This window comes from Paenibacillus xylanexedens (assembly GCF_007676705.1).
In the GTDB taxonomy this organism is placed as follows: Bacteria; Bacillota; Bacilli; order Paenibacillales; family Paenibacillaceae; genus Paenibacillus; species Paenibacillus xylanexedens_C.
In genome coordinates, this window is the sequence record NZ_VEBF01000003.1 from 288,138 (window position 1) to 307,738 (window position 19,601).

19 protein-coding genes and 1 riboswitch are annotated in these 19,601 nt (G+C 49.1%); of the genes, 1 reads left to right on the plus strand and 18 read right to left on the minus strand.

Translation table 11 applies throughout. The features are described 5' to 3' along the window. Nucleotides 1-28: 28 nt before the first annotated feature. The 17 genes from FS628_RS19150 to FS628_RS19230 form a co-directional block, all read right to left on the minus strand. Nucleotides 29-697 (minus strand): precorrin-8X methylmutase, encoded by a 669-nt coding sequence (locus FS628_RS19150; protein WP_145324597.1) that lies wholly within the window; start codon nucleotides 695-697, stop codon nucleotides 29-31. A gap of 71 nt (nucleotides 698-768) precedes the next feature. Continuing rightward, complete coding sequence (gene cobK, locus FS628_RS19155; protein WP_145324599.1) at nucleotides 769-1,539, minus strand: precorrin-6A reductase; 771 nt, start codon at nucleotides 1,537-1,539, stop codon at nucleotides 769-771. Then, nucleotides 1,536-2,786: a sirohydrochlorin chelatase gene (locus tag FS628_RS19160; protein WP_145324601.1), complete on the minus strand. Its 1,251-nt coding sequence runs from the start codon at nucleotides 2,784-2,786 to the stop codon at nucleotides 1,536-1,538. The genes cobK and FS628_RS19160 overlap by 4 nt, the downstream gene beginning before the upstream one ends. Before the next feature lie 208 nt (nucleotides 2,787-2,994). Further along, nucleotides 2,995-4,926 carry a precorrin-3B C(17)-methyltransferase gene (gene cobJ, locus FS628_RS19165; RefSeq protein ID WP_145324603.1) on the minus strand — a complete coding sequence of 644 codons (1,932 nt, stop codon included), beginning with the start codon at nucleotides 4,924-4,926 and terminating at the stop codon, nucleotides 2,995-2,997. A gap of 346 nt (nucleotides 4,927-5,272) precedes the next feature. Further along, a riboswitch (cobalamin riboswitch) is annotated at nucleotides 5,273-5,461 on the minus strand. A 208-nt stretch (nucleotides 5,462-5,669) separates the two neighbouring features. Continuing rightward, nucleotides 5,670-6,500 (minus strand): uroporphyrinogen-III synthase, encoded by an 831-nt coding sequence (locus tag FS628_RS19170; RefSeq protein WP_145324605.1) that lies wholly within the window; start codon nucleotides 6,498-6,500, stop codon nucleotides 5,670-5,672. Nucleotides 6,501-6,631: 131 nt separating this feature from the next. After that, the gene (locus tag FS628_RS19175; RefSeq protein ID WP_145324607.1) at nucleotides 6,632-7,774 is read right to left on the minus strand and encodes a GerAB/ArcD/ProY family transporter; all 1,143 of its coding nucleotides are present in this window, start codon (nucleotides 7,772-7,774) and stop codon (nucleotides 6,632-6,634) included. 33 nt (nucleotides 7,775-7,807) lie between these two features. After that, a complete protein-coding gene (locus tag FS628_RS19180) occupies nucleotides 7,808-8,029 on the minus strand; it encodes a hypothetical protein (protein WP_145324609.1) in 222 nt (73 codons plus the stop codon). Further along, complete coding sequence (locus FS628_RS19185; protein WP_186327881.1) at nucleotides 8,022-9,221, minus strand: Ger(x)C family spore germination protein; 1,200 nt, start codon at nucleotides 9,219-9,221, stop codon at nucleotides 8,022-8,024. Before FS628_RS19185 ends, FS628_RS19180 begins: the two co-directional genes overlap by 8 nt. A 4-nt stretch (nucleotides 9,222-9,225) precedes the next feature. After that, nucleotides 9,226-10,821, minus strand: coding sequence for a spore germination protein (locus FS628_RS19190; protein WP_145324613.1), 1,596 nt, complete (start codon nucleotides 10,819-10,821; stop codon nucleotides 9,226-9,228). 170 nt (nucleotides 10,822-10,991) lie between these two features. After that, nucleotides 10,992-11,327, minus strand: coding sequence for a hypothetical protein (locus tag FS628_RS19195; protein WP_145324615.1), 336 nt, complete (start codon nucleotides 11,325-11,327; stop codon nucleotides 10,992-10,994). Between the two features lie 44 nt (nucleotides 11,328-11,371). After that, on the minus strand, nucleotides 11,372-12,073 hold the full coding sequence (locus FS628_RS19200; RefSeq protein WP_145324617.1) for a pirin family protein: 702 nt from the start codon (nucleotides 12,071-12,073) through the stop codon (nucleotides 11,372-11,374). A 207-nt stretch (nucleotides 12,074-12,280) separates the two neighbouring features. Then, nucleotides 12,281-12,694 carry a DoxX family protein gene (locus tag FS628_RS19205; RefSeq protein WP_145324619.1) on the minus strand — a complete coding sequence of 138 codons (414 nt, stop codon included), beginning with the start codon at nucleotides 12,692-12,694 and terminating at the stop codon, nucleotides 12,281-12,283. Nucleotides 12,695-12,746: 52 nt separating this feature from the next. Then, entirely contained in the window at nucleotides 12,747-13,607 is an 861-nt protein-coding gene (locus FS628_RS19210; protein ID WP_145324621.1) for a M56 family metallopeptidase, read from the minus strand. Between the two features lies 1 nt (nucleotide 13,608). After that, a complete protein-coding gene (locus tag FS628_RS19215; RefSeq protein ID WP_017691824.1) occupies nucleotides 13,609-14,025 on the minus strand; it encodes a BlaI/MecI/CopY family transcriptional regulator in 417 nt (138 codons plus the stop codon). A 210-nt stretch (nucleotides 14,026-14,235) separates the two neighbouring features. Further along, a complete protein-coding gene (locus FS628_RS19220; RefSeq protein ID WP_145324623.1) occupies nucleotides 14,236-15,699 on the minus strand; it encodes a catalase in 1,464 nt (487 codons plus the stop codon). A 227-nt stretch (nucleotides 15,700-15,926) separates the two neighbouring features. After that, nucleotides 15,927-16,733, minus strand: coding sequence for a winged helix-turn-helix transcriptional regulator (locus FS628_RS19225; protein ID WP_145324625.1), 807 nt, complete (start codon nucleotides 16,731-16,733; stop codon nucleotides 15,927-15,929). Beyond that, complete coding sequence (locus FS628_RS19230) at nucleotides 16,709-17,104, minus strand: Fur family transcriptional regulator (RefSeq protein WP_145324627.1); 396 nt, start codon at nucleotides 17,102-17,104, stop codon at nucleotides 16,709-16,711. Before FS628_RS19230 ends, FS628_RS19225 begins: the two co-directional genes overlap by 25 nt. 283 nt (nucleotides 17,105-17,387) lie before the next feature. Here FS628_RS19230 and FS628_RS19235 point away from each other — a divergent pair, with 283 nt between their 5' ends. Further along, on the plus strand, nucleotides 17,388-18,500 hold the full coding sequence (locus FS628_RS19235) for a GGDEF domain-containing protein (RefSeq protein ID WP_145324629.1): 1,113 nt from the start codon (nucleotides 17,388-17,390) through the stop codon (nucleotides 18,498-18,500). Nucleotides 18,501-18,630: 130 nt separating this feature from the next. Here FS628_RS19235 and FS628_RS19240 read toward each other — a convergent pair whose 3' ends face one another. Continuing rightward, nucleotides 18,631-19,569, minus strand: a complete 939-nt coding sequence (locus FS628_RS19240) for an aldo/keto reductase family protein (protein WP_145324631.1) — start codon at nucleotides 19,567-19,569, stop codon at nucleotides 18,631-18,633. Between the last annotated feature and the right edge of the window lie 32 nt (nucleotides 19,570-19,601).

The window sequence follows — 19,601 nt, forward strand, 5'->3', positions numbered from 1 at the left end:
GCTTGTTTGGCTTTCGGTTGAATCTACCCTATGGGCGGTTATTTAATGATTCAGCTCTTACTGCCATCAGGGAGATGGCGTTCAGAGCCGCTACGACGATGGTGCTTCCGCCTTTACGGCCGATGTTGGTGATAAACGGGATGTCGAGTTTACGCAGCTCGTCTTTGGATTCTGCTGCGGATACGAATCCTACTGGCATACCGATGATCAGTCCCGGTTTGGCTTCGCCTTCTTTGACCAGACGGATCAATTCCAGCAGTGCTGTTGGTGCGTTACCAATGGCGTAAATTCCACCTTCGTACAATTGATTTGCTTTACGCGTCGAGATAATTGCCCGAGTAGTGTTCAAGCGCTTGGCTTCCTCCATCACATCTGGATCCGAAATATGTACATGCACATCTCCGCCGAAACCGCGAATGCGATCCTTGCTTACGCCAGCTTGGATCATCTGTACGTCAGCGATGACGGATTGTCCGGCGCGGAGCGCTGCAATTCCTGCTTGAATGGCATCCGGGTGGAACACCATGCTACGGCCCAGTTCGAAGTCAGCCGAGGCGTGAATAACACGCTGTACCACGGGATACTGCTCATCCGTAAAAGGATGCTCACCCAGTTCCTCCGTGATCATCTCAAAGCTTTTGCCCTCAATCTCCTGTGGTTGTACGGTCAACGGTTTAAATTCCGTTTTGAAATCCATATGCGTTTCACTCCTTCAAGTAGTGGTGTCATTCAAATATTCGTTATTCAAATTAAGACTATCGGGGTGTTCTACTGCACCAATACGCGCTTCAGCTCATCCAGTACACCTTCAAAATGATCAAACACCGTTCCAAATTCAGCCTCGGGGCGTGAAATCAACACGACATGAATGCCCAGTTCGAGTGCAGATTGGATTTTCTCATCCACCGCTCCGGTCTTGCCGCTCTCCTTGGTAACCATTACCGTCGTCGCATAGTGCTTGTACAAGGCTTCATTCATTTCACGGGAAAAAGGTCCCTGCATTGCAATAATATTGCGTTGTTCCACACCAAGCTCACCGCATTTCTCCATATTATCGAGACGCGGAAGCATGCGGGCAACGAGGCGAATGTCCGAATCACCGAGCAGGTGCTTGGTGAAAATCTGTAACGTTTTGCTACCTGTCGTGAGCATGACGGAGCCCTTCAGCTCTTTGGCCTTGAGTGCCGCTTCATCGTAGGAAGAGACAACATGAAGTAACGCATGATCATCGTACGCCAGGCCTGTCCGTTCATAACGAATATACGGAATACCCGCCTGTTTTGCTGCTTCCATCGCATTGGCATGTGCTTCTTCGGCAAATGGGTGACTTGCATCCACGATGGCACGGCTACCTTTTTCGCGTACCAGCTCCACCATTGCTTCCACAGTCAAACGGCCTGTCCGAACAGGTAATCCAGCTTCGGTCAAGCTATTCGCCGCACTGTCGGTTACAACGGAAGTCAGCACGTCTGTTCCTTGCTGCTGAATCTGTAAAGCCAGTTCCCTTGCATCACTCGTACCACACAACATGAAGATCATGGACGATTCACCTGCTCTGAAGTTGCTGCAACCTCAGCCTGATCGGGAGAAGCATCTTCCTGTACGGTTCCTTCGTGCTCGTGATGCGTATGATGCAACTCTTCATCATGATCATGATGATAATCGAGTGATGCTTGACGATCGACGGCAGCATGAGTGTGCTCATGATCGTGGTCATGCATATGTGCGTGGTCATCGTGTGCATGTACGTGCTGGTGGTCGTGCCCATCAGGATGATGCGAGTGATCATGATCCGAATGATCGTGGTTGTGCGCATGGCTGTGTTCATGATGGTGATCGTGACTATGCTCGTGATCGTGATGATGGTGATCATGGTCGTGGTCGTGATCATAGTGATGATCGTGGTCATGCCCATGGTCGTGATCATGATGGTGGTGATGGTGTTTGGCTGCTTCAAGTCTGAATTGGCAGTTGTCACAGTTGGCTGTTACGCGTCCGTATAACCCCTCATGGGCCCGTTCCAGTACAAGTTCAACCAGCTTCGGGTGAAATCCGAAATATCCGCCAACCTCGACCTGAATGTCTGGATGTGCCGTTGCAAATTCCGCAGTCATTTCATCAATGCGCTTGATCAGTACGCCTGTGAATAGGAAATAAGGCATGATAATAATCTTCTTCGCACCCAGCAATAGACAGCGCTCTAATCCATCCGGGAATGAGGGCTGAGTCACGCCAATAAAGCTGCTTTCCGTCCACTTGTAAGGCAGTTTCTCCCACAACATCCGGGTCATTTTGAAAAAGTCACTGTTGGCATCCGGATCACTGCTTCCCCGTCCAAGCACCAGGACTGCGGTCTCTTCATCCGTCACTGGAGCAGGTGGAGCTGCTACCGCTGTTCCGCCTTGGGATGCCACGAGTACAGGTTGTGCTTCTTGCAGACGGGTCTGCATGATTTGAACGACTTTCTCATGAACACCGATAGGACGACCATACACGAATTCCACCTGCGGATAACGTGCCTTGGCACGGTCAATGGCATTAGGAATATCGATCTTGGCATGACCGGCAGCAAACAGAATGATCGGCACCAACACGACACGTGTTGCCCCACGATCCACACAAGCGGTAACGCCTTCGGCAATACTCGGTCTCGTTAACTCCAGAAAACAGGTCTCCACTAACGTATTCTCCGGTGCCTTCGCTGCTACCTCACTTGCAAACTCCTTCAGTTCCCGGTTCCCCTCAGGATCACGACTCCCGTGTCCCACCAACAATATTGCATCCATCTTCTGTTTTTCCTCCCCCGCCTAGACCCACAGATCAGGCTTTTCATATTCATTCTTCTGGCATTCCATTCGATACATTACTCGAAACATCAATCCATCTATGTCAGCTGAAATCCAGCGAAGATTGCACAATATTGCATAAGCCCTGGCAAGGTAAACCATCATGTCTCCACGAAGAAAGCGATTCAATCAAGGACTTAATCAAGACTTAGTCACCACATACCGGGTTTACTTCCACAGTGACCGGTGCATCCACATGGCGGAAGCCCTGAATCACGCCGACCCGTTTGAAGAATTTGTGGAATCGCTCGTTCGGATGACCTTTTTCCTTGTAATCTGCCACAATGCGTTCCACAATCCCACCAATCTGGTCACCCGGAATTCCCTCCGCTACGGGCTGGGCAGGGTGAGCATTGCGTCCGAACTTCTTGCCGCCGAGGAACAGATCATATGCACCTTTGCGGTACACAATGCCGATATCCTCCAGCACCGCCCCATAACATGCCATGCCGCAGCCATTCAGCGCCACACTCGTTTCTTTAGGTGCACCCAGTCCACCAATCACCGCCTGCAGATGGTTAGCCATCGGGACAGCATCATCCTTCTCCATGTTGCAGAAGTCACAGGCCTTTACCTTGATGACATCTCCAATCGGTACAACGATAAAATTCGCTGCACGCAGCTCTTCTACCAGCGAGTCCGGTTCAAAGGTCGGCACTCTCAAAATGATCTGGTGTTCCGGCGTGTACTCCAGTTCGCCGTCTTCACTTGCACACTGCGCCAGCAGCGCCATCTGGGCGGCAGTGAATTTTTTGTTGCCCACGCCGGGCGACACGCCGACTTCGAACAGCGGTGCCTTGCGCCCAGGCTCGGGCACGGTGCGTACCGCCGTTGTGGTCGCAGCCTGCGGCGCACTTGCCGTGTGGCTCGGCGCTGGTGCGTCCAGCCAGCGGCTCGCCGATTCACTCGCGAGCGCTCCGCCTGCCGCGAGCCGCGTCAGCGCCTCAGCGGCGAGTGCAGCTGCGCCGGCGCGTGGCGCTTCTGCGACTCTGCGCGGAGCGGCCTCTGCCGCCGCGAAAGCAGGTCGCTCGCCGGCAAGCACAGCGGTGGCAGCGCTGCCGGCCGGGCTTGCCGTAGGCATAGCGGCAGCAGCCCCGGCGCCAGCGGGCGGCTGCCCTTGCGGAGCCGTGCCCGCTCCGGTGCTTGCGCCGCGCAGGGCTGGCTCCGCCTGTGGCTGCGCGGCCGATGCATCGCTGGCCGCGCTCTCGCCCGCTGCATCGCTGGAGGCGGCAGCGCGGGCTTCCCTTGCGCCGAGCGACCATGGCTCGGCTTCCGTGCGAAGTCGCTCATGAGGTCTGAGCGACTGTTCCGCGGTGTTCAGCGTATATTTCCGCTGATACCCGCGCGGGGTGACCATGAGTCCTTCGTACATCATGGTCGAGGAGTTGCCGATAATCACCGTCGTCAGCATGCCGATATCATGATTCAGCATATCCTCCAGTGTGGTCATGACAACGTCCTGACGCTCACGATATGCACTCTTCACCAGACCTACCGGGGTCTGTGGGTCACGATAACGCAGGATCATTTCCTGTGTCTCCACGATCTGGCGTGTACGTCGTCCACTGCGTGGATTGTACAAAGCAATGACAAAATCAGCTGACGCTGCGGCTTCGACCCGGCGAATAATGGTCTCCCACGGCGTAAGGTGATCACTTAGGCTGATCGTACATGCATCATGCATGACGGGGGCACCGAGAAGTGAAGCACAAGACTGAATGGCCGACACACCCGGAATAACCTCAACAGCAACACCTGTATCCGGCTTCCAGCCTTGCTCCATAAGCACCTCGTATACCAGACCCGCCATGCCATATACACCTGCATCACCACTGGAGATTACAGCAACGATCTTGCCCATCTCCGCCTGCCGGACCGCTTCTTGCGCGCGACTTACTTCCTCCGTCATGCCCGTGCGCACAATCGCTTGCCCGTTCAACAGAGGTCGGATAAGATCCACGTACGTGTTGTATCCGATAATAACCTCACTCTCCTGAAGTGCTTCGAGTGCCCGCTTCGTGATGTGTTCCATCGCCCCCGGACCGAACCCGATAATTAGCAGCTTGCCTTGACCTTGCATTGCTTCTCCTCCTTCATCACACTTGTCGTACGGATTAAACAGTGAAGAAGGACGGCTATGCCGACCTTCTCCCCAACTGTTAAGCGTGTTCAATTCCTAGCTCTGTTAACTTATTCCTTTGCTTCTATTCTTCCAACACTGGAGATCGTAGGGATATCACTTTCATGGAAAACAAAAAAATCCCATCCTTATAACGGATGGGATACGCATGTACGTACACTCAAGAACACAGTCCCAGACTCCCAGAGGGTAATCCTGTGACTATGTGGCCCAAGGGGGCCAGCCGGGCGAACCGCTTGTTCGCCCAATTCCTGATTCTTCGTACACCATTCCTTTCCGCGAAGGGTTCGGTGACACATGCAAGGTAGGTCTCCTGGCTCTGGATCATCAGCTTCCTTTTCTGTCTTCCCCGGCTAGCGAGTGACTTGGATCAAAAAGGGCTTCACCATTACAGTGGCGGGACCGCTCGGGACTTTCACCCGATTCCCTGTTACCTCTTGCTTTACGCAAGAGCACCTTGCTTGTTTTCATCAATATTGTCTTCATAATAACACCGCTCAGGAAATAATGTCCATGCTTATGATACTTGTCTCTTCTTCTATTTTCAGACAAAACAGAAAAAAGTCCTGATCCAAAACTCAGATCAGAACCCGGAATAACATATGCATATACCACTCGTTTTGAATCATCAAACTGCCGAAGGATTGAATTCGTTTATACTCATTGCTCGACTGTTTTTGCTGCTATTTGCGGATCTTGTCCGCATGTCCCGCTGCGAAGTAACGCCCGAGTTCAACGATGAGTGCGCCCATCTTCTCTTCCTCCGGAATCACCAGCGCTTCAATGCCTTCTTCTCGCATCGAATTAGCCGTCACTTTACCCACAGACGCAGGGATTACACCTTGTCTGAAAGCTTCCAGCATCGGTTCGAGCTTATTCTGCGATGCCGCATATTGCGCCAGGAATCTAACCTGTGGTCCACTTGTGAACGCTACAGCATCTATTTCGTACTGTACAATCTCATTCAAAAGCTGTTCCAGCTCAGCCTCTTCCGGTGGAACATGGCGGTAAGGAAGCACTTGGCGCACGATTGCTCCTTGTTCCTCCAACCATGAAACGAGTCTGGGAGCTGTTTCCCCGTGAAGCTGCAACATCACCTTTTTCCCTGCGAGATCATGTGGCGCGAATTCACGAATAAGCCCGTCCGTGCTGCCATCATCATCCCGTACTAGCGGCGTTAATTTGCGCTTTCTAAGTGCATTCACCGTCTTGTATCCTCTGGCCGCAATTGAGGATTCCGACAGTGCATCCAGTAATTTTCCCGCAACTTCCATATCCTCAGCCATTTCAAATAACGCGTCCAGACCCATGCCAGTGGTCAATACCGCCCAGTCTGGTGGGTCCGAGATCCAGGATACCAGACCATCCCTGATATTCCGATCATCCAGAAATACCGTTCCCTGTGCCGGTCGCACAAGCGGAATGCCACCCATTTTTTCAACCAATAAGGACATCTCTTTCGACTTTCGCGGTCCTGTCAATGCTACACGTACACCTGCCAAATGTTGAGCCATCTCATGTTCCCCCCGTTAGTTCAGCCGAATGTTCATCAGTCTGACTACAGTATACAGGGTACTTCTTCGAAGGGAAACTGCACTTCCCCTCTTTTGGCCGTTTCATCTATAACGATTTTTGATGGAATGTATCAGGAAGGCTGGAGCTCTCCACTATGGGAATCCTTCCGTCTTTTCTCTCCGTCCTTCCCGGCATCTTTCGATTTTTGTTTAACCTTTTTGCGCGGACGAAGGAAAAGATACAGCACGAGAGGAAACAGTGCTTCAAATACAATAGCAATCCATGTCCATTCCCGGGTAAAACGATTGAGCTGAATCGCGTTTCGGAAGAACCAGAAAGAACATACGAATCCGACCAAGGCGACCGGGCCCGTCATCATCTTTCCCGACAATTTCGGGATCATCCGCTTCAGTCCCCAGCAGACAAAGTATAGATCAAATGCAATCTTTGTGATCATGGTCGGCATGGTTACTGCTGCCAGCGCAAGGTCAAACCGGTCCAGAAAATCACTGATTTGCAGCTGCCTTGCCAGCTCATAGGATGGGTATACCAGTCTGGAAGCAATAGGGACTCCGATCGCAGTTATCGTCTCCACAAGGATAAGCATCATTAGGAGTGCAGAGATGATAATTCCCCATAGAACCGACTTGAAACGAAAATCGCTTCCTTTGACTACAAATGGCAATGCAATCATCTCTCCATAAAAAGAAAATATGTACCAACTCCCCTTGCCTACTCCTGCAACATCAACATGAAAATATGGCATGAGATTATCCATATTTACCTGCTGAATAAGCATGAAAGGTATAATCAACGAGATCAGCAGAAACAGCGTAACATACAACTCCGCCATTCCGATTAAGGAACCCAGTCCGCCTCGAACGATAAAGACCCCCATGACCACCAGAGATAATACAATGATGGAAATGGGTGTGTTCTCCAGTAGCGTTATACTTATATAGTCACCTGCTAGTCGGATATCTCTTGCAAACACGAAGAAAAAAAATAGAATGTACAGAAATCCCATTACTCTCCCCAAAAACGGGAATCGCTGAACAAGGGATTCGAACAGATCCTGATTGGGAAATCGTCGCTGGACCCGACTTATTAACCATAGAGACACTATCATCACAAAAACGACGGGCACATACGAGAGATAAGCATGCTGCTCCGCGTAGAAAATGGTCTGCGCGTGAGGCTGAATCAGCGTACCTGTAATACAAAGTAGCAGCACGAGCAGCACGATCTGCCTATGAGTCACACTCTGATTCATACAATACCTCCTTTCCGTCAGTTAATCTGCAATCTATGGTAAAGGTAAAAATCGCTGAATAACGTGGCTTATCCATACCGTGACAAAAACCGTTTTACTCAAGTGAGTGACATAGAACCAAATGACCGTTCCCAATGCAATCAGACCATAGGATATCCAGCGATTAATGGCTGCTGCCTGCTTCATATGTCTGAAATCCATCAAGATGACCACAATTGCCATGCCCAGATAGGTAAACAAAAGCGGTTTAATCATGTACGACCTCCTCCTCCACGACACCGATCGGTTTATTGATTACTCCTACATTTTCAATAATGACATGGGGAATAACGGTTACCTCAACTTCAGGATAAATGACTTCCCATCGATCCTTCATCTTGTCCCATTCCGCCGGCAGGTGCTGATGGATAGATCGACCGATTCCAAGAATATCGGCATGATACTTCTGCTGAACCAATCGGATGCCTTCCTCAATATCTGACTTTATTTTCTTGTGGATGGCGTCATTTAACTTTAATATCTCATCCTCCCGCCGGTCACCGTAATTCGATTCGTTATCGACGATAACTCCCTTGGCGTACATTTGAATGCTCACCTTAACCTTGTCATTCTTGACACTGGGATGCAGCGAAGAATTGTTCTCGTTCAGTTTAATGAATATATCTCCTTCTCCCCCTGGAGCCTCGACCATAACCTCTGGTGCATTGGCCTCACCCATGGCCAGAATCAGTGCATCTGCCGGTGCTTTATCGATCATGCCTACCAGCTTGTCTTTCTTGAAAATGGCCAATCCATCCATCTTGATGTTCGTTTTGGGGTCCTTCCAGTTCTTGGGCACAGTGTCAACAACCGAAGCTATGGGCAGAAAAGCATCTACGCCTTCGCTAAGAATGGAATCTATAAACGTCTTGAGCGAGCGGGGATTTCGCATATTTAAAAAACACAATTCCCGTACCATCTCAGATGGAAATTTTTCTATGGGTGCATCAGTATCCATGACCTTATATGCTTCTCCTCTTGTCACAACCGGCAACGCTGAGAAACGATTGAGCGGATAACGTGTCATCAAATCCAGCATAGGGGCAACGCCCTCCCTCGCCAAATCCTCACCGATTAGCATAGTACGCCGATGAGCGTAATATATTTTGCGTGAGAGCGCCTTTTGCCCTTCAAGAGATGTTCCGTGAAAGGTTTTGGCTGTATTGGACAATATGAACCAGGATTTATCACCACTTGTGCCCCCTCCTCCTCCTTCACTACCCGAAGAACCAGATTGTCCTGGAAGAGCAATCTGCAGACTGGATCTGTAGTTTTGTTCCTCCTTATCCATAGCGACACCAATTACAAAGGCAACATCGTTTATTTCCTCTCGATCCCAGCAACCTGAAATGAGAGAGGTACATAACAACAGAGCTATAACTGCCCGGTATTTATACATAAATTGCATGGGTTTACCACCCTTCCTCTGCTTCGGGGGAACCATTGATCTTCTCATTCATCCGTTTCTGGTTATCATGGACGGTAGATGGACGATTGATCATTTTCCACCACGGCACACGAATGAGAATATCCTTGGTATCCGTTTTGCTGTATGGGCTAAGACCCGACAGATAAGGCACACCAAATGAAGTCATCTGGGTCAGATGCACCGAAATCAGGACCAGACCGATCACGATACCATACAGTCCGAACATGCCAGCCAGTAACATGATTGGAAAACGCAATAGACGAACGGTAATCGCAAAATTAAACCGCGGAATCGTAAAGGAAGCGATACCTGTCATGGATACGATAATAACCATCGGTGCAGATACAATCCCTGCCTGAACGGCTGCCTGCCCAATTACAAGCGCACCCAAGATACTGACGGCCTGCCCTACCGTTTTCGGTAACCTGACTCCTGCTTCACGAAGTGCCTCGAAGGAGAGCTCCATGATGAGAGCTTCAACCAGTGCCGGAAAAGGAATAGCTTCCCGTGACCCGGCAATACTCAGTACCAATGTGGTTGGCAGCATGTCCTGATGAAATGTCGTAATAGCGATGTATAGCGCTGGCAGGAATAACGCAATGGCTACGAACAAAAAGCGAATCCAGCGCAACAGATTACTGATAAAGAATCGCTCATAATAATCCTCGCTGGCTTGAAGCATCTGCCACATCGTGACAGGGGCAATCAGCGCAAAGGGAGTACCATCTACCATAATGGCAAACCGCCCTTCCAACAGATTGCCTGCTACCGTATCCGGACGCTCCGAATAGTGCATCTGCGGAAAGGGAGAATACGGATGGTCCTCAATTAACTCCTCGATATATCCTGTCTCCAGAATGCCGTCAATTTTGATCTTTTCCAGGCGTTCCTTAACGTCCTGGACCAGCTTTGGATCCGCGATCCCTTCCAGGTAAGTCAGAACGATATCCGTTTTGGTTTCGGTACCCAGCGTCATGCTCACCATCTTGAGGGCAGGTGTCTTCAATTTGAAGCGTAATAATGCTGTGTTCACCCGTAATGTTTCTGTAAATCCTTCCCGTGGTCCACGAATGACAGATTCTGTCTGAGGTTCCTCCACACCGCGTCTTACGCCACCTTTGACATTGAACATCCATGCCTGGGCACTTCCATCGATCACCAGAAGTGCGGAGGATGCAAGGACACCTTCTGTCGCAGCAGCCCAAGTCTCAACTCGCTTCACCTGCGTCAGCTCTACGCGTGTATCATCCAGTGGAACATCAGGTTCGTCTGTACGCTGCTGTATCAATCCACGAATAATCGGACGCAACATGTGATCCTGAATATCAGCCGAATTAACAATACCTTCGATGTATACCAGCAGCCCTTTCACTTCAGGCGTGATCATGACATTACGGAAAACCACATCCGAGCATTCGGAGAAGATCTCCTTTATCGCCTGAATCTGAGTCTCATGTACTGCGCTGATCGGCTGCCGCAGAAAAGGCGGGGACGGCAGTCCCAGAGGTACATGTTTTTTTTCTTCTGAAGCGGATCCCGAAGTTCTGGACTTGTCTTTCCCTGATGTTTTGTCTGCCATATGCCGTCCCTCCGCTCGTTTTTTATACAAGGTAGCTTGTGCCAGACAGCAGGGAATTATGTGGTCCTTTTTGCAAAATTAAGAATGCATTCTCCGAATCCAGACAGCAAAAAGGCCCCTGTATTCACAGAGACCTTCTGGGATGTTCCAATTCTATCGTTACATACAAGTTAATCGGCAAAATAATCTTCAGGGACATAACGAATTTCCGACTTCGCATAGATACTTAGCGTGTGACGCTCCTCGTCATACACTACTCGCTCACCCTCTACGTAGTACCAGTGCTTCAAAAGGGGCTGATCCTTGCGTTGGACGAATCGAAATACATTCAGTTCTTGTCTGAGCTCCAGGATCTGTTCCACGCTCTGCTCGTCCAGACCCGTCACGGTAAATACGAAATCTGTGCCCTCCTGCTGGAAGCGATAGGACAGTGTATCTGTTTTGCTGTTTGCCAAACCTCGACCAGTCACCGCATGCTTAACCATAAACCATTCCTGTTGCGCCATACGTATAATCCTCCTCTGTTCTTGGAGTTTATTCCAACACCCATCTACGGCAAATCAATGATCATATAAAATGTATCTTCGTTTGCTTGCAGTTCTATGGAACTGTGTTGCTCCACACGAGCTGTGTCGCCTTCATTCAACAGGTACTCTCCATTCAATCCCAACGTTCCTTCGATGGAGAAAATGTACATGCGACGTCCCGTATCCTGATTAAAGGTTAACGTCTCGTCTTTGGACAATCGGCTGAGGTAGATCGTCATATCTTGATGAATGGTTGCCACTCTTGGTCCCCCATCTGGCGATACAATAGGCACAAGCGCTCCTGCCAATGCCGCTGGATCAAATGATGTGGTCTCATAGGAGGGCTCCAACCCTTTTGTCTGTGGCATGAACCAGAGCTGAAGCAAACGTACTTCTTCGGTATCGGATGCATTATGTTCGGTATGAATCATGCCACTGCCTGCTGACATCCGCTGGATACCACCAAAGCCTGTAACGGCTACATTCCCCAGGTTATCTTCATGTCGCAACTTGCCGTTCAGTACGATGGATACAATCTCCATGTCACTATGCGGGTGAGCCCCAAAACCGCGACCAGGCGCGATCACATCGTCGTTCGCTACCCGCATCGGTCCAAACGAGGTATTATCCGGGTCTTGGTATTCTCCAAAGGAAAAGCTGTGACTGCCACGAAGCCAGCCTCGGTCAAAGCTGGAGCGGGCATCGGATGGAATGACGTTAATCATAAAATGCATCCTCCTTATTTTTTCTTAGTAGCATACTTATTCTCATTGTATCAAACCAAAGGCTTGTCGTCCAAACCAAAAAGCTCCCTACCGATCAGCCCGATTCGCGAATACAACTTCGGAACCGGGCTGGCCAATAGAGAGCTTCGTTACAGAATGTCGTACCATCCTGCGCACCATTATTCGTTTAAGCAATGGTTATTGGATTCAAGCACTCACATTTTGGCGAGAATTACCCTGTCTGGAGATAAGATAATCCACAGCCAGGAAGCGGCTTCCTGTGAAGAGCAGTGTCAGGGAACCAGCCAGCAGCAGATAATCTAACTCGGTACCACTCAGGAACGGCTCACCCATTTTGGCTGTAAACAGAACTCCAACCATCACGATGGCAAACAGGGCTGCAAACACGCGTGTACCCAGACCCAAAATCATCGCCGCACCACCCACCAACTCAATGATGGCTACAACGGATGCAAGAAATCCGGGAATACCGATACTTTCGAAGAAACCTACTGTACCGCTGATTCCACCTTCGAATTTACTCCAGCCGTGCAATACAAAGATCAAACCGATCATAATCCTTGAGAAAAGTAATCCAATCTCTACACTTTTATTATTCATGTTCATCTTCCTTCCTAGTGTTATACTCGACCTCACATTTAGCTAAATTAATTCATCCAATGGACCAAACAAACAAGATAGACAGCAACAGGAAAACGGTAACCGACATCAGAACGGCGTAGCGTGGCAATCTCAGCGTGACGTCCTGTTCCGGGTCCAGCAGACGTGAAATTCGGACATTTACCGACGTATCCGCAAATGACGATTGAACGGTTAGTTCTTTTGCTCCCCAAGGTTCAGGACAAGCACGGAGCAGCTTGAGCAAAGCACTGCCAATACCTGCCGCGTTTCCTGTACGCTCAATGGCCTCATTGTCCGCCAGAATCTCTCTGACGATATTGTAATGTTTCGACGTATGCTTCAATACGGGAATATAAGGCATCATAATTGCAAACACCGACAGCAGCGTGGTCTTCAGTGGGTCACGGTGCCACAGATGGTGGACTTCGTGATACACAACCGCAGTCTCCTCTTCTGCATCAAGCATCGTCAGAAGCCCTGTGGAGAGTACGATACAAGGTCTCCATAAACCAATTGTAAATGCGACAGGGGATGGCTTGTCCACGACAATGAATCCGGGCTGTCCGAGATGGTGATACCTCGACTCCAGTTCACGGGACAGTGCCCGGATCTCCATGGAGCGGAGTTTACGGACGGCTGCCCTGGTTTTCATCATGCGAACCGTAAGCAACCAGCCTGTCCCGGCGAATGTCAGCAAGACGAGTGCGAGCAGAAAATGTCCCACGGATAACCAACCCAGTCGGCTCATCCAATGATTGCAGAGCCAGAGCAGATTAAACGGGATATCCCATCCAAAAATCTTGTACATCGCGTACATGAACATCTGCATGAACACGAGTAACGGAATGCCAAACCCGACGGTAAACAACAGCTTCGAGCGGGCCTTCCACATCTTAATCGCTGTCCTTTTTCCACTGCTTGATCTTCTGTTCCAGGCGTTCAATCAGACCCGCATCTGCTTCATCCAGGGCATCCAACATATGATTCAATGCCAGCGCTCCGAATTCATCCACCAACTCATGTGACAGTTCCTTGGATTGGTCGTTCATAAACTCCTCCTTGCTCTGTACCGGTTGGTACAAAGATGTTCTGCCCTTTTGAGACTTGCCAAGCAGTCCTTTGTCTACGAGCCGATTCATTACGGTCATGACTGTATTAAAATTGACGTCTTTGTCTTGTTCAAGTGCGGTCTGCACTTCACGGATGCTGCTGCCAGGACGAGCCCATAAAATGTCCATGATCTTGGCCTCCAGCGGACCGAAAAATCGGTTGAGCCCACGCTCACCCACTTTGAAATTGTGTATTCTCATATTCTGACACCCCTCACACTACTCATTGTAGTGCCATCAAGTGAGAAGTCAACCTCTATGTCAGCTATTTTATGTAAATGATTTGTAAATTTGTTTTCCATTTCACCAAAAAAGCGGAAAGACCGGGAGTTCCGCAATTTCACGGTTCTGCCCGGTCTTCACCGAAATATCAGCCTATATTAGGTTATACATACATGATCAGACTGCAATTTATTTTCTATCCTGTGACGGCATATGTGCAGAAATATCCACGCCAAGTCCATGGGCCAAACGTCCGCCAAGCTGTCCATCCGCCCGGAAGAAGTGACAGAGCGCGCGCATTTGAATATCAACAGATACACCCTTGAGGTCATTGATCAGATTATCCAGCAAATGCTGCTGCTCTACAGGCGTAAATGAACGGAAAAGCTCCCCTGCCTGCGTATAATCATCCGTCTTCTCGATTTTCTCACGTGTAACGTGCCCTTCCAATGGCACCTGACTGTCCCGGTATGCCGGATCTTCCTGCGGGCTGTTCCCGGAACTGTTGGGTTCATAGTTCACCGGAGATGGGTCCTGATTCACATTCATGAGTCCATCACGCTGATGATTACGAACGGGTGCGTACGGGCAATTCACCGGAATTTGCAAATAGTTCGTTCCAAGCCGGTGACGTTGTGTATCTGGGTAAGAGAATAAGCGTCCTTGCAGTAATTTATCTTCAGAAGGCTCAATTCCAGGTACAACCGCACTAGGAGAAAACGCAGCCTGCTCCACTTCAGCAAAGAAATTTTGCGGATTTCGATTCAGGGTCATGGTTCCTACCGTATGGAACGGGAGTACATCCTCAGGCCAGGTCTTTGTAGGGTCAAGTGGATCAAAAGCAAAATCATCCATCTGTTCAGGCTTCAACAGTTGTACCTGAAGCTTCCACTGCGGGTATTGCCCGTTCTTGATATGTTCACGCAGATCACGGGTAGCATGGTTAAAGTCTTGGCCCTGTACCTCGGCAGCTTCCTGACGAGAGAAGCCTCGAACCCCTTGTGCAGACTCCCACTTATACTTCACATAGTGGACCTGTCCCTGTGCATTGATCCATTTGAAAGCATGTACGCCGAATCCATCCATCTCCCGATAATTCGCCGGTGTACCCAGGTCAGAGAACAACCAGGTCATCATGTGGGTGGATTCCGGCGAGAGGGTCATAAAGTCCCAATAGCGAGCTGGGTCCTGAATATTGGTATCCGGAGCTGGCTTCAGAGAGTGAACCATGTCAGGGAACTTCATGGCATCACGAATGAAGAAGACGGGCAGATGGTTGCCCACGATATCATAGTTGCCTTCGCGTGTGTAGAATTTGACGGCAAATCCACGTGGATCTCGTGCAGTCTCTGGTGATCCCGTTCCGTGAATAACAGTCGAAAAACGAACCAGAACATCGGTCTCCGTACCCGGATCTTGCAGGAAGTCCGCTGTGGTATAAGCCTTCATACTCTGCTCTAGCGTGAATACGCCGTGGGCTCCAGCACCTCTCGCATGCACGACTCTTTCGGGAATACGTTCACGGTCAAAGTGGGCTATTTTCTCAATAAGATGGTAGTCTTCAAGCAGTGTCGGTCCTCTTCTGCCTGCTGTGCGGGAATTCTGATTGTCACCTACAGGTGCACCTTGATTGGTTGTCATACGTTCTGTCATCATGTCGTCCTCCTCTAATGGGTCTCACGGCTGCTATATATCGACTATTAAAATCATATTCGGCTTCGGTTTAAATATACATTTAGACTTGATCTAACTGTTAAATTGATTCTAACATGTCCCATTCATCTGTTGCATGAGGTTCACATGAGATTACGATGAGGTTCTTGATCCAATCATGAATGACGTATGAACATACGTGAACGATAGATATAAAAAAAAGCGGACTAATCCGCCAGGCGGTAGCCCACTCCTCTTACTGTTACGATGTATTGCGGCGAAGACGCGTTATCGCCCAATTTTTTGCGTAAACTTTTGATATGAACATCAACCACATTACTTCCACCCGTAAAATCTGTCTCCCAGATATCGCTGAGCATCTCCTCACGGGAAATGACTGCTCCTTTGGCATCAATCAGCTTGAGCAACAGATCATACTCGGTCTTGGTCAGATGAATCCGGTTATTGTCGCGCTGCACACTCATCCGTTCACGATCCAGCCATAGATCCTTGAATCCGATACGCTGCCCTTCCTCAGGCAAAAATCCACGTTTGGGCATAGCAGGACTGTTGCCAATCATACGTTGTACCCGGTAAAGAGCTTCCTGCGGACGTGCAGGCCACACCAACAACTCTTCCTGAAGCATCGGTCCACTCGCGCTGCCGATCATCTTCTCACCGACCAGATACAGACATGGCGTTGTGTGTTCTGCCTCCCGGTTCAATCGGCTGCTGATCCCAGCGAATGCATCGATGGTTCCGGCAACTGACAGATCATAGATCAACAGATCGAAGACAAGGCGTTCATGCAGATCCGGTTCCCAGCGGTGAAAGACCAGCACATCAAAGCAACTATCCGTCAAGGCCTTAACCAGTTCGTGTACCTGCCCCGGCATCGGGCTGATCAGAATAACACGTCGTGTAACCGGACAATTGTCCACAAGAGGTGTTGAATCGGACAAGGCGGGTTTAACCCGAATGGGTAAACGGCGGCCAGGCAGCTTTATTTTTACTTGATCCGTTTGTTTCTGCATTCCCCGCAGACACCTCCAAAGACCACATGCGCATGGTCGATTGCATATCCGGTTTCTTCAGCTACCTGTTTCATCCATTGTGGAGGAACCTCCGTCATCACCTCGTCCACTTTGCCGCACACTTCACACATAATGTGCTGGTGATCATCCATGCGGGCATCATATCGGCTTGCTGTCTCTCCGAGTTTAAGCTCCCGTATTAATTCTTTGTCCGTCAGATAACGAAGGGAATTATATACCGTGCCATAGGCCAGGTTATATCCTTGTTCCACGAGTCGATTCATTACCTCAGCAGCTGTCGGGTGATCTTCCGAATGGCGCACCACATCATATACTGCTTGCCGTTGTATCGTCAGATTTAAAGTTCTCACAACCATTTCTCCTTTATTATGAATGCATTTTATATGAAATCAGACACTGATCTTCTACTTACATCTACTTACAACAGTCTTTCCAATTAAAGAGGATGAATTTTGATTTAGATTAAGTATAAATCTCATTGTATATTGAAGTCAATATCCACGCCCACAACAGCCTATGGAATTAAAAACAACTTTCCCAGCAATCCCCTCAATAATTTGGGATAATATGGTTCGCTACTGCACCATTTTTCAGATAAAATGTAGGGATGTGCGTAAAAAGGGGGAATGTCGGTTGTTAAGCACTTTTTTCATCAATATCTGTGTCATGATTACGTTTATGTATGTGTCCGGAATCATCGCCAAGTTCTATAATATCCGATTGCCTTTTCCCTCCTTACGTGTTCAGTTGATCGGCGGCTTATTATTCGGCATATATGGCACGGTACTCATGAACTATTCCTTCCCTCTGAACGAAAGTACGATTGTAGACCTACGGCATCTGGCCATCGTTACCGCAGCAGTATATCTGGGAGGACTGGCTTCGGTCGTTACGGGGCTCGTTATCTCAATTCTTCGTATTCTGATGTTCGGCATATCATCCTCTGCCATTGATGCAGGATTTGTCATGACTCTGATCGGATTGTCCGGTGTATATTTCGCCTATGCTTCCTGGTCCAGACTGACCAAAATTATTACGATGAACCTGCTGGGCATTACGTTGATCTTTATTATTCTTATGTTAAACACGGACAGCATGAATTCATTAATGAAAGTATATCCGTTACAGATGACGATTTCCTTTGTCGGTGGAATCTTTATCTATTTCATCGCAGAATTTATTAATAAATCGAATGAAATGTTATTTCTTTTGGAGAGAAGAGCATCTACCGACCATCTTACCAATCTGAGCAATCGAAGACAGTTCGAAAAATCACTTCAATCAGAGCTTCAGCATGCCCGGGAATACCAACAAAAGCTCTCCTTGCTTGCCATTGATATTGACCGATTCAAAAAGGTAAACGACACCTTCGGTCATTCCGCCGGTGATGCAGTTCTGAAGCAACTCGGACAACTGCTCGTTGAGCATGCGCGTTCCACTGATATTGTGTCACGAAACGGTGGTGAGGAATTCGCCATTCTCTTGCTCGATTGTGGACACCGACAGGCCATGGCTATCGCTGAATCGATCCGGCAAGGGGTAGAGAAATATCAATTTGCCCTGCCTGACGGGCACACGATACGTCTAACGATATCCATCGGTGTAGCCGTATATCCGGATCATTGTGATGACCACGATGATAACGACTTCTTCGAGCAGGCTGACCGTGCACTATATGAAGCCAAGAATACAGGGCGTAATCGCGTCTGTGCCTTACCACTTCGCTCTCTGTCTCTTACGCTTTAAAGCCCGTTATCACCTGTCTGTCATGTTCCACTTAACAAAAAGGGATGTCTCGTTCGCCATTCAGGCGTACAGGACATCCCTTTGCTTATGGATGAGTATCTATCATCCGAGCTTGTGTACTGACAGGAGATTAAGCAAGGATGCGCTCAATTTCCTCAACAATGGCAGCATCCAGCTTCACACCAGATGCAGCTGCATTCTCTTTGACCTGCTCAGGACGACTTGCCCCTACAAGTGCACTGGATACGTTGTTCTGGCGCAGAATCCACGCCAGGGCCAGTTGACCAACCTTCAGATCGAGCTTGTCCGCCACCTCAATCAGTTGACGAACTTTCCCGATACGATCTGCATTGATCTTACCTTCGTCCCAGCCCAGTTTGGCAGCACGGCTGTTCTCCGGAATATCGGAAACGGACGTATATTTGCCGGTCAATAGACCTTGAGCAAGCGGCGAGTATACGACTTGTCCGATGCCTTTGCGCTCACCCAGCGGAATAATTTCATTTTCGATATATCGGTCGAACATGTTGTACACCGGCTGATTGACCACGATATGATCCAAGAGCAGGCGGTCTGCTGTACCCAAAGCAGCTTCCATCTGAGCCGCAGTCCACTGGCTGACGCCAACATACAATACTTTGCCCTGACGCACCAGGTCATCAAGCGCGCGCAGTGTTTCTTCGATCGGTGTTTCAGTATGATAACGATGGCAGTAATAGATATCCACATATTCAGCGCCTAAGCGCTTCAAACTGGCTTCGCATTGCTCCATGATATGTTTACGAGACAGCCCCTGGTCATTCGGACCATCCCCCATTTTGCCAAATACTTTGGTTGCAAGTACATAAGAGTCACGGGAGTAGGCTTTGAGCGTCTGCCCAAGCAGTTCTTCTGCTGCACCCCGTTCGTATACATTGGCTGTGTCAAAAAAGTTAATGCCTTCATCGAATGCAGTTTCAATTGATTTCACCGCATTTTCACGTTCCACATACCCTCCGTACGTCAGCCAGCTTCCCAGGCTGATCTCGCTTACTTTCAGTCCGCTTCCACCCAATCTGCGATAATCCATTGATTGCATATCCTCCTCTATTGGTTATAAAG

Bases quoted from the DNA above. Each gene is read 5' to 3' on its own strand.
- cobJ (WP_145324603.1), bottom strand. From the start codon at position 4,926: ATGCAAGGTCAAGGCAAGCTGCTAATTATCGGGTTCGGTCCGGGGGCG.
- FS628_RS19190 (WP_145324613.1), bottom strand. From the start codon at position 10,821: ATGGCAGACAAAACATCAGGGAAAGACAAGTCCAGAACTTCGGGATCC.
- FS628_RS19205 (WP_145324619.1), bottom strand. From the start codon at position 12,694: ATGAATAATAAAAGTGTAGAGATTGGATTACTTTTCTCAAGGATTATG.
- cobK (WP_145324599.1), bottom strand. From the start codon at position 1,539: ATGATCTTCATGTTGTGTGGTACGAGTGATGCAAGGGAACTGGCTTTA.
- FS628_RS19220 (WP_145324623.1), bottom strand. From the start codon at position 15,699: ATGACAGAACGTATGACAACCAATCAAGGTGCACCTGTAGGTGACAAT.
- FS628_RS19180 (WP_145324609.1), bottom strand. From the start codon at position 8,029: ATGATTAAACCGCTTTTGTTTACCTATCTGGGCATGGCAATTGTGGTC.
- FS628_RS19160 (WP_145324601.1), bottom strand. From the start codon at position 2,786: ATGGATGCAATATTGTTGGTGGGACACGGGAGTCGTGATCCTGAGGGG.
- FS628_RS19150 (WP_145324597.1), bottom strand. From the start codon at position 697: ATGGATTTCAAAACGGAATTTAAACCGTTGACCGTACAACCACAGGAG.
- FS628_RS19240 (WP_145324631.1), bottom strand. From the start codon at position 19,569: ATGGATTATCGCAGATTGGGTGGAAGCGGACTGAAAGTAAGCGAGATC.
- FS628_RS19185 (WP_186327881.1), bottom strand. From the start codon at position 9,221: ATGCAATTTATGTATAAATACCGGGCAGTTATAGCTCTGTTGTTATGT.
- FS628_RS19175 (WP_145324607.1), bottom strand. From the start codon at position 7,774: ATGAATCAGAGTGTGACTCATAGGCAGATCGTGCTGCTCGTGCTGCTA.
- FS628_RS19225 (WP_145324625.1), bottom strand. From the start codon at position 16,733: ATGCAGAAACAAACGGATCAAGTAAAAATAAAGCTGCCTGGCCGCCGT.
- FS628_RS19215 (WP_017691824.1), bottom strand. From the start codon at position 14,025: ATGAGAATACACAATTTCAAAGTGGGTGAGCGTGGGCTCAACCGATTT.
- FS628_RS19210 (WP_145324621.1), bottom strand. From the start codon at position 13,607: ATGTGGAAGGCCCGCTCGAAGCTGTTGTTTACCGTCGGGTTTGGCATT.
- FS628_RS19170 (WP_145324605.1), bottom strand. From the start codon at position 6,500: ATGGCTCAACATTTGGCAGGTGTACGTGTAGCATTGACAGGACCGCGA.
- FS628_RS19195 (WP_145324615.1), bottom strand. From the start codon at position 11,327: ATGGCGCAACAGGAATGGTTTATGGTTAAGCATGCGGTGACTGGTCGA.
- FS628_RS19200 (WP_145324617.1), bottom strand. From the start codon at position 12,073: ATGATTAACGTCATTCCATCCGATGCCCGCTCCAGCTTTGACCGAGGC.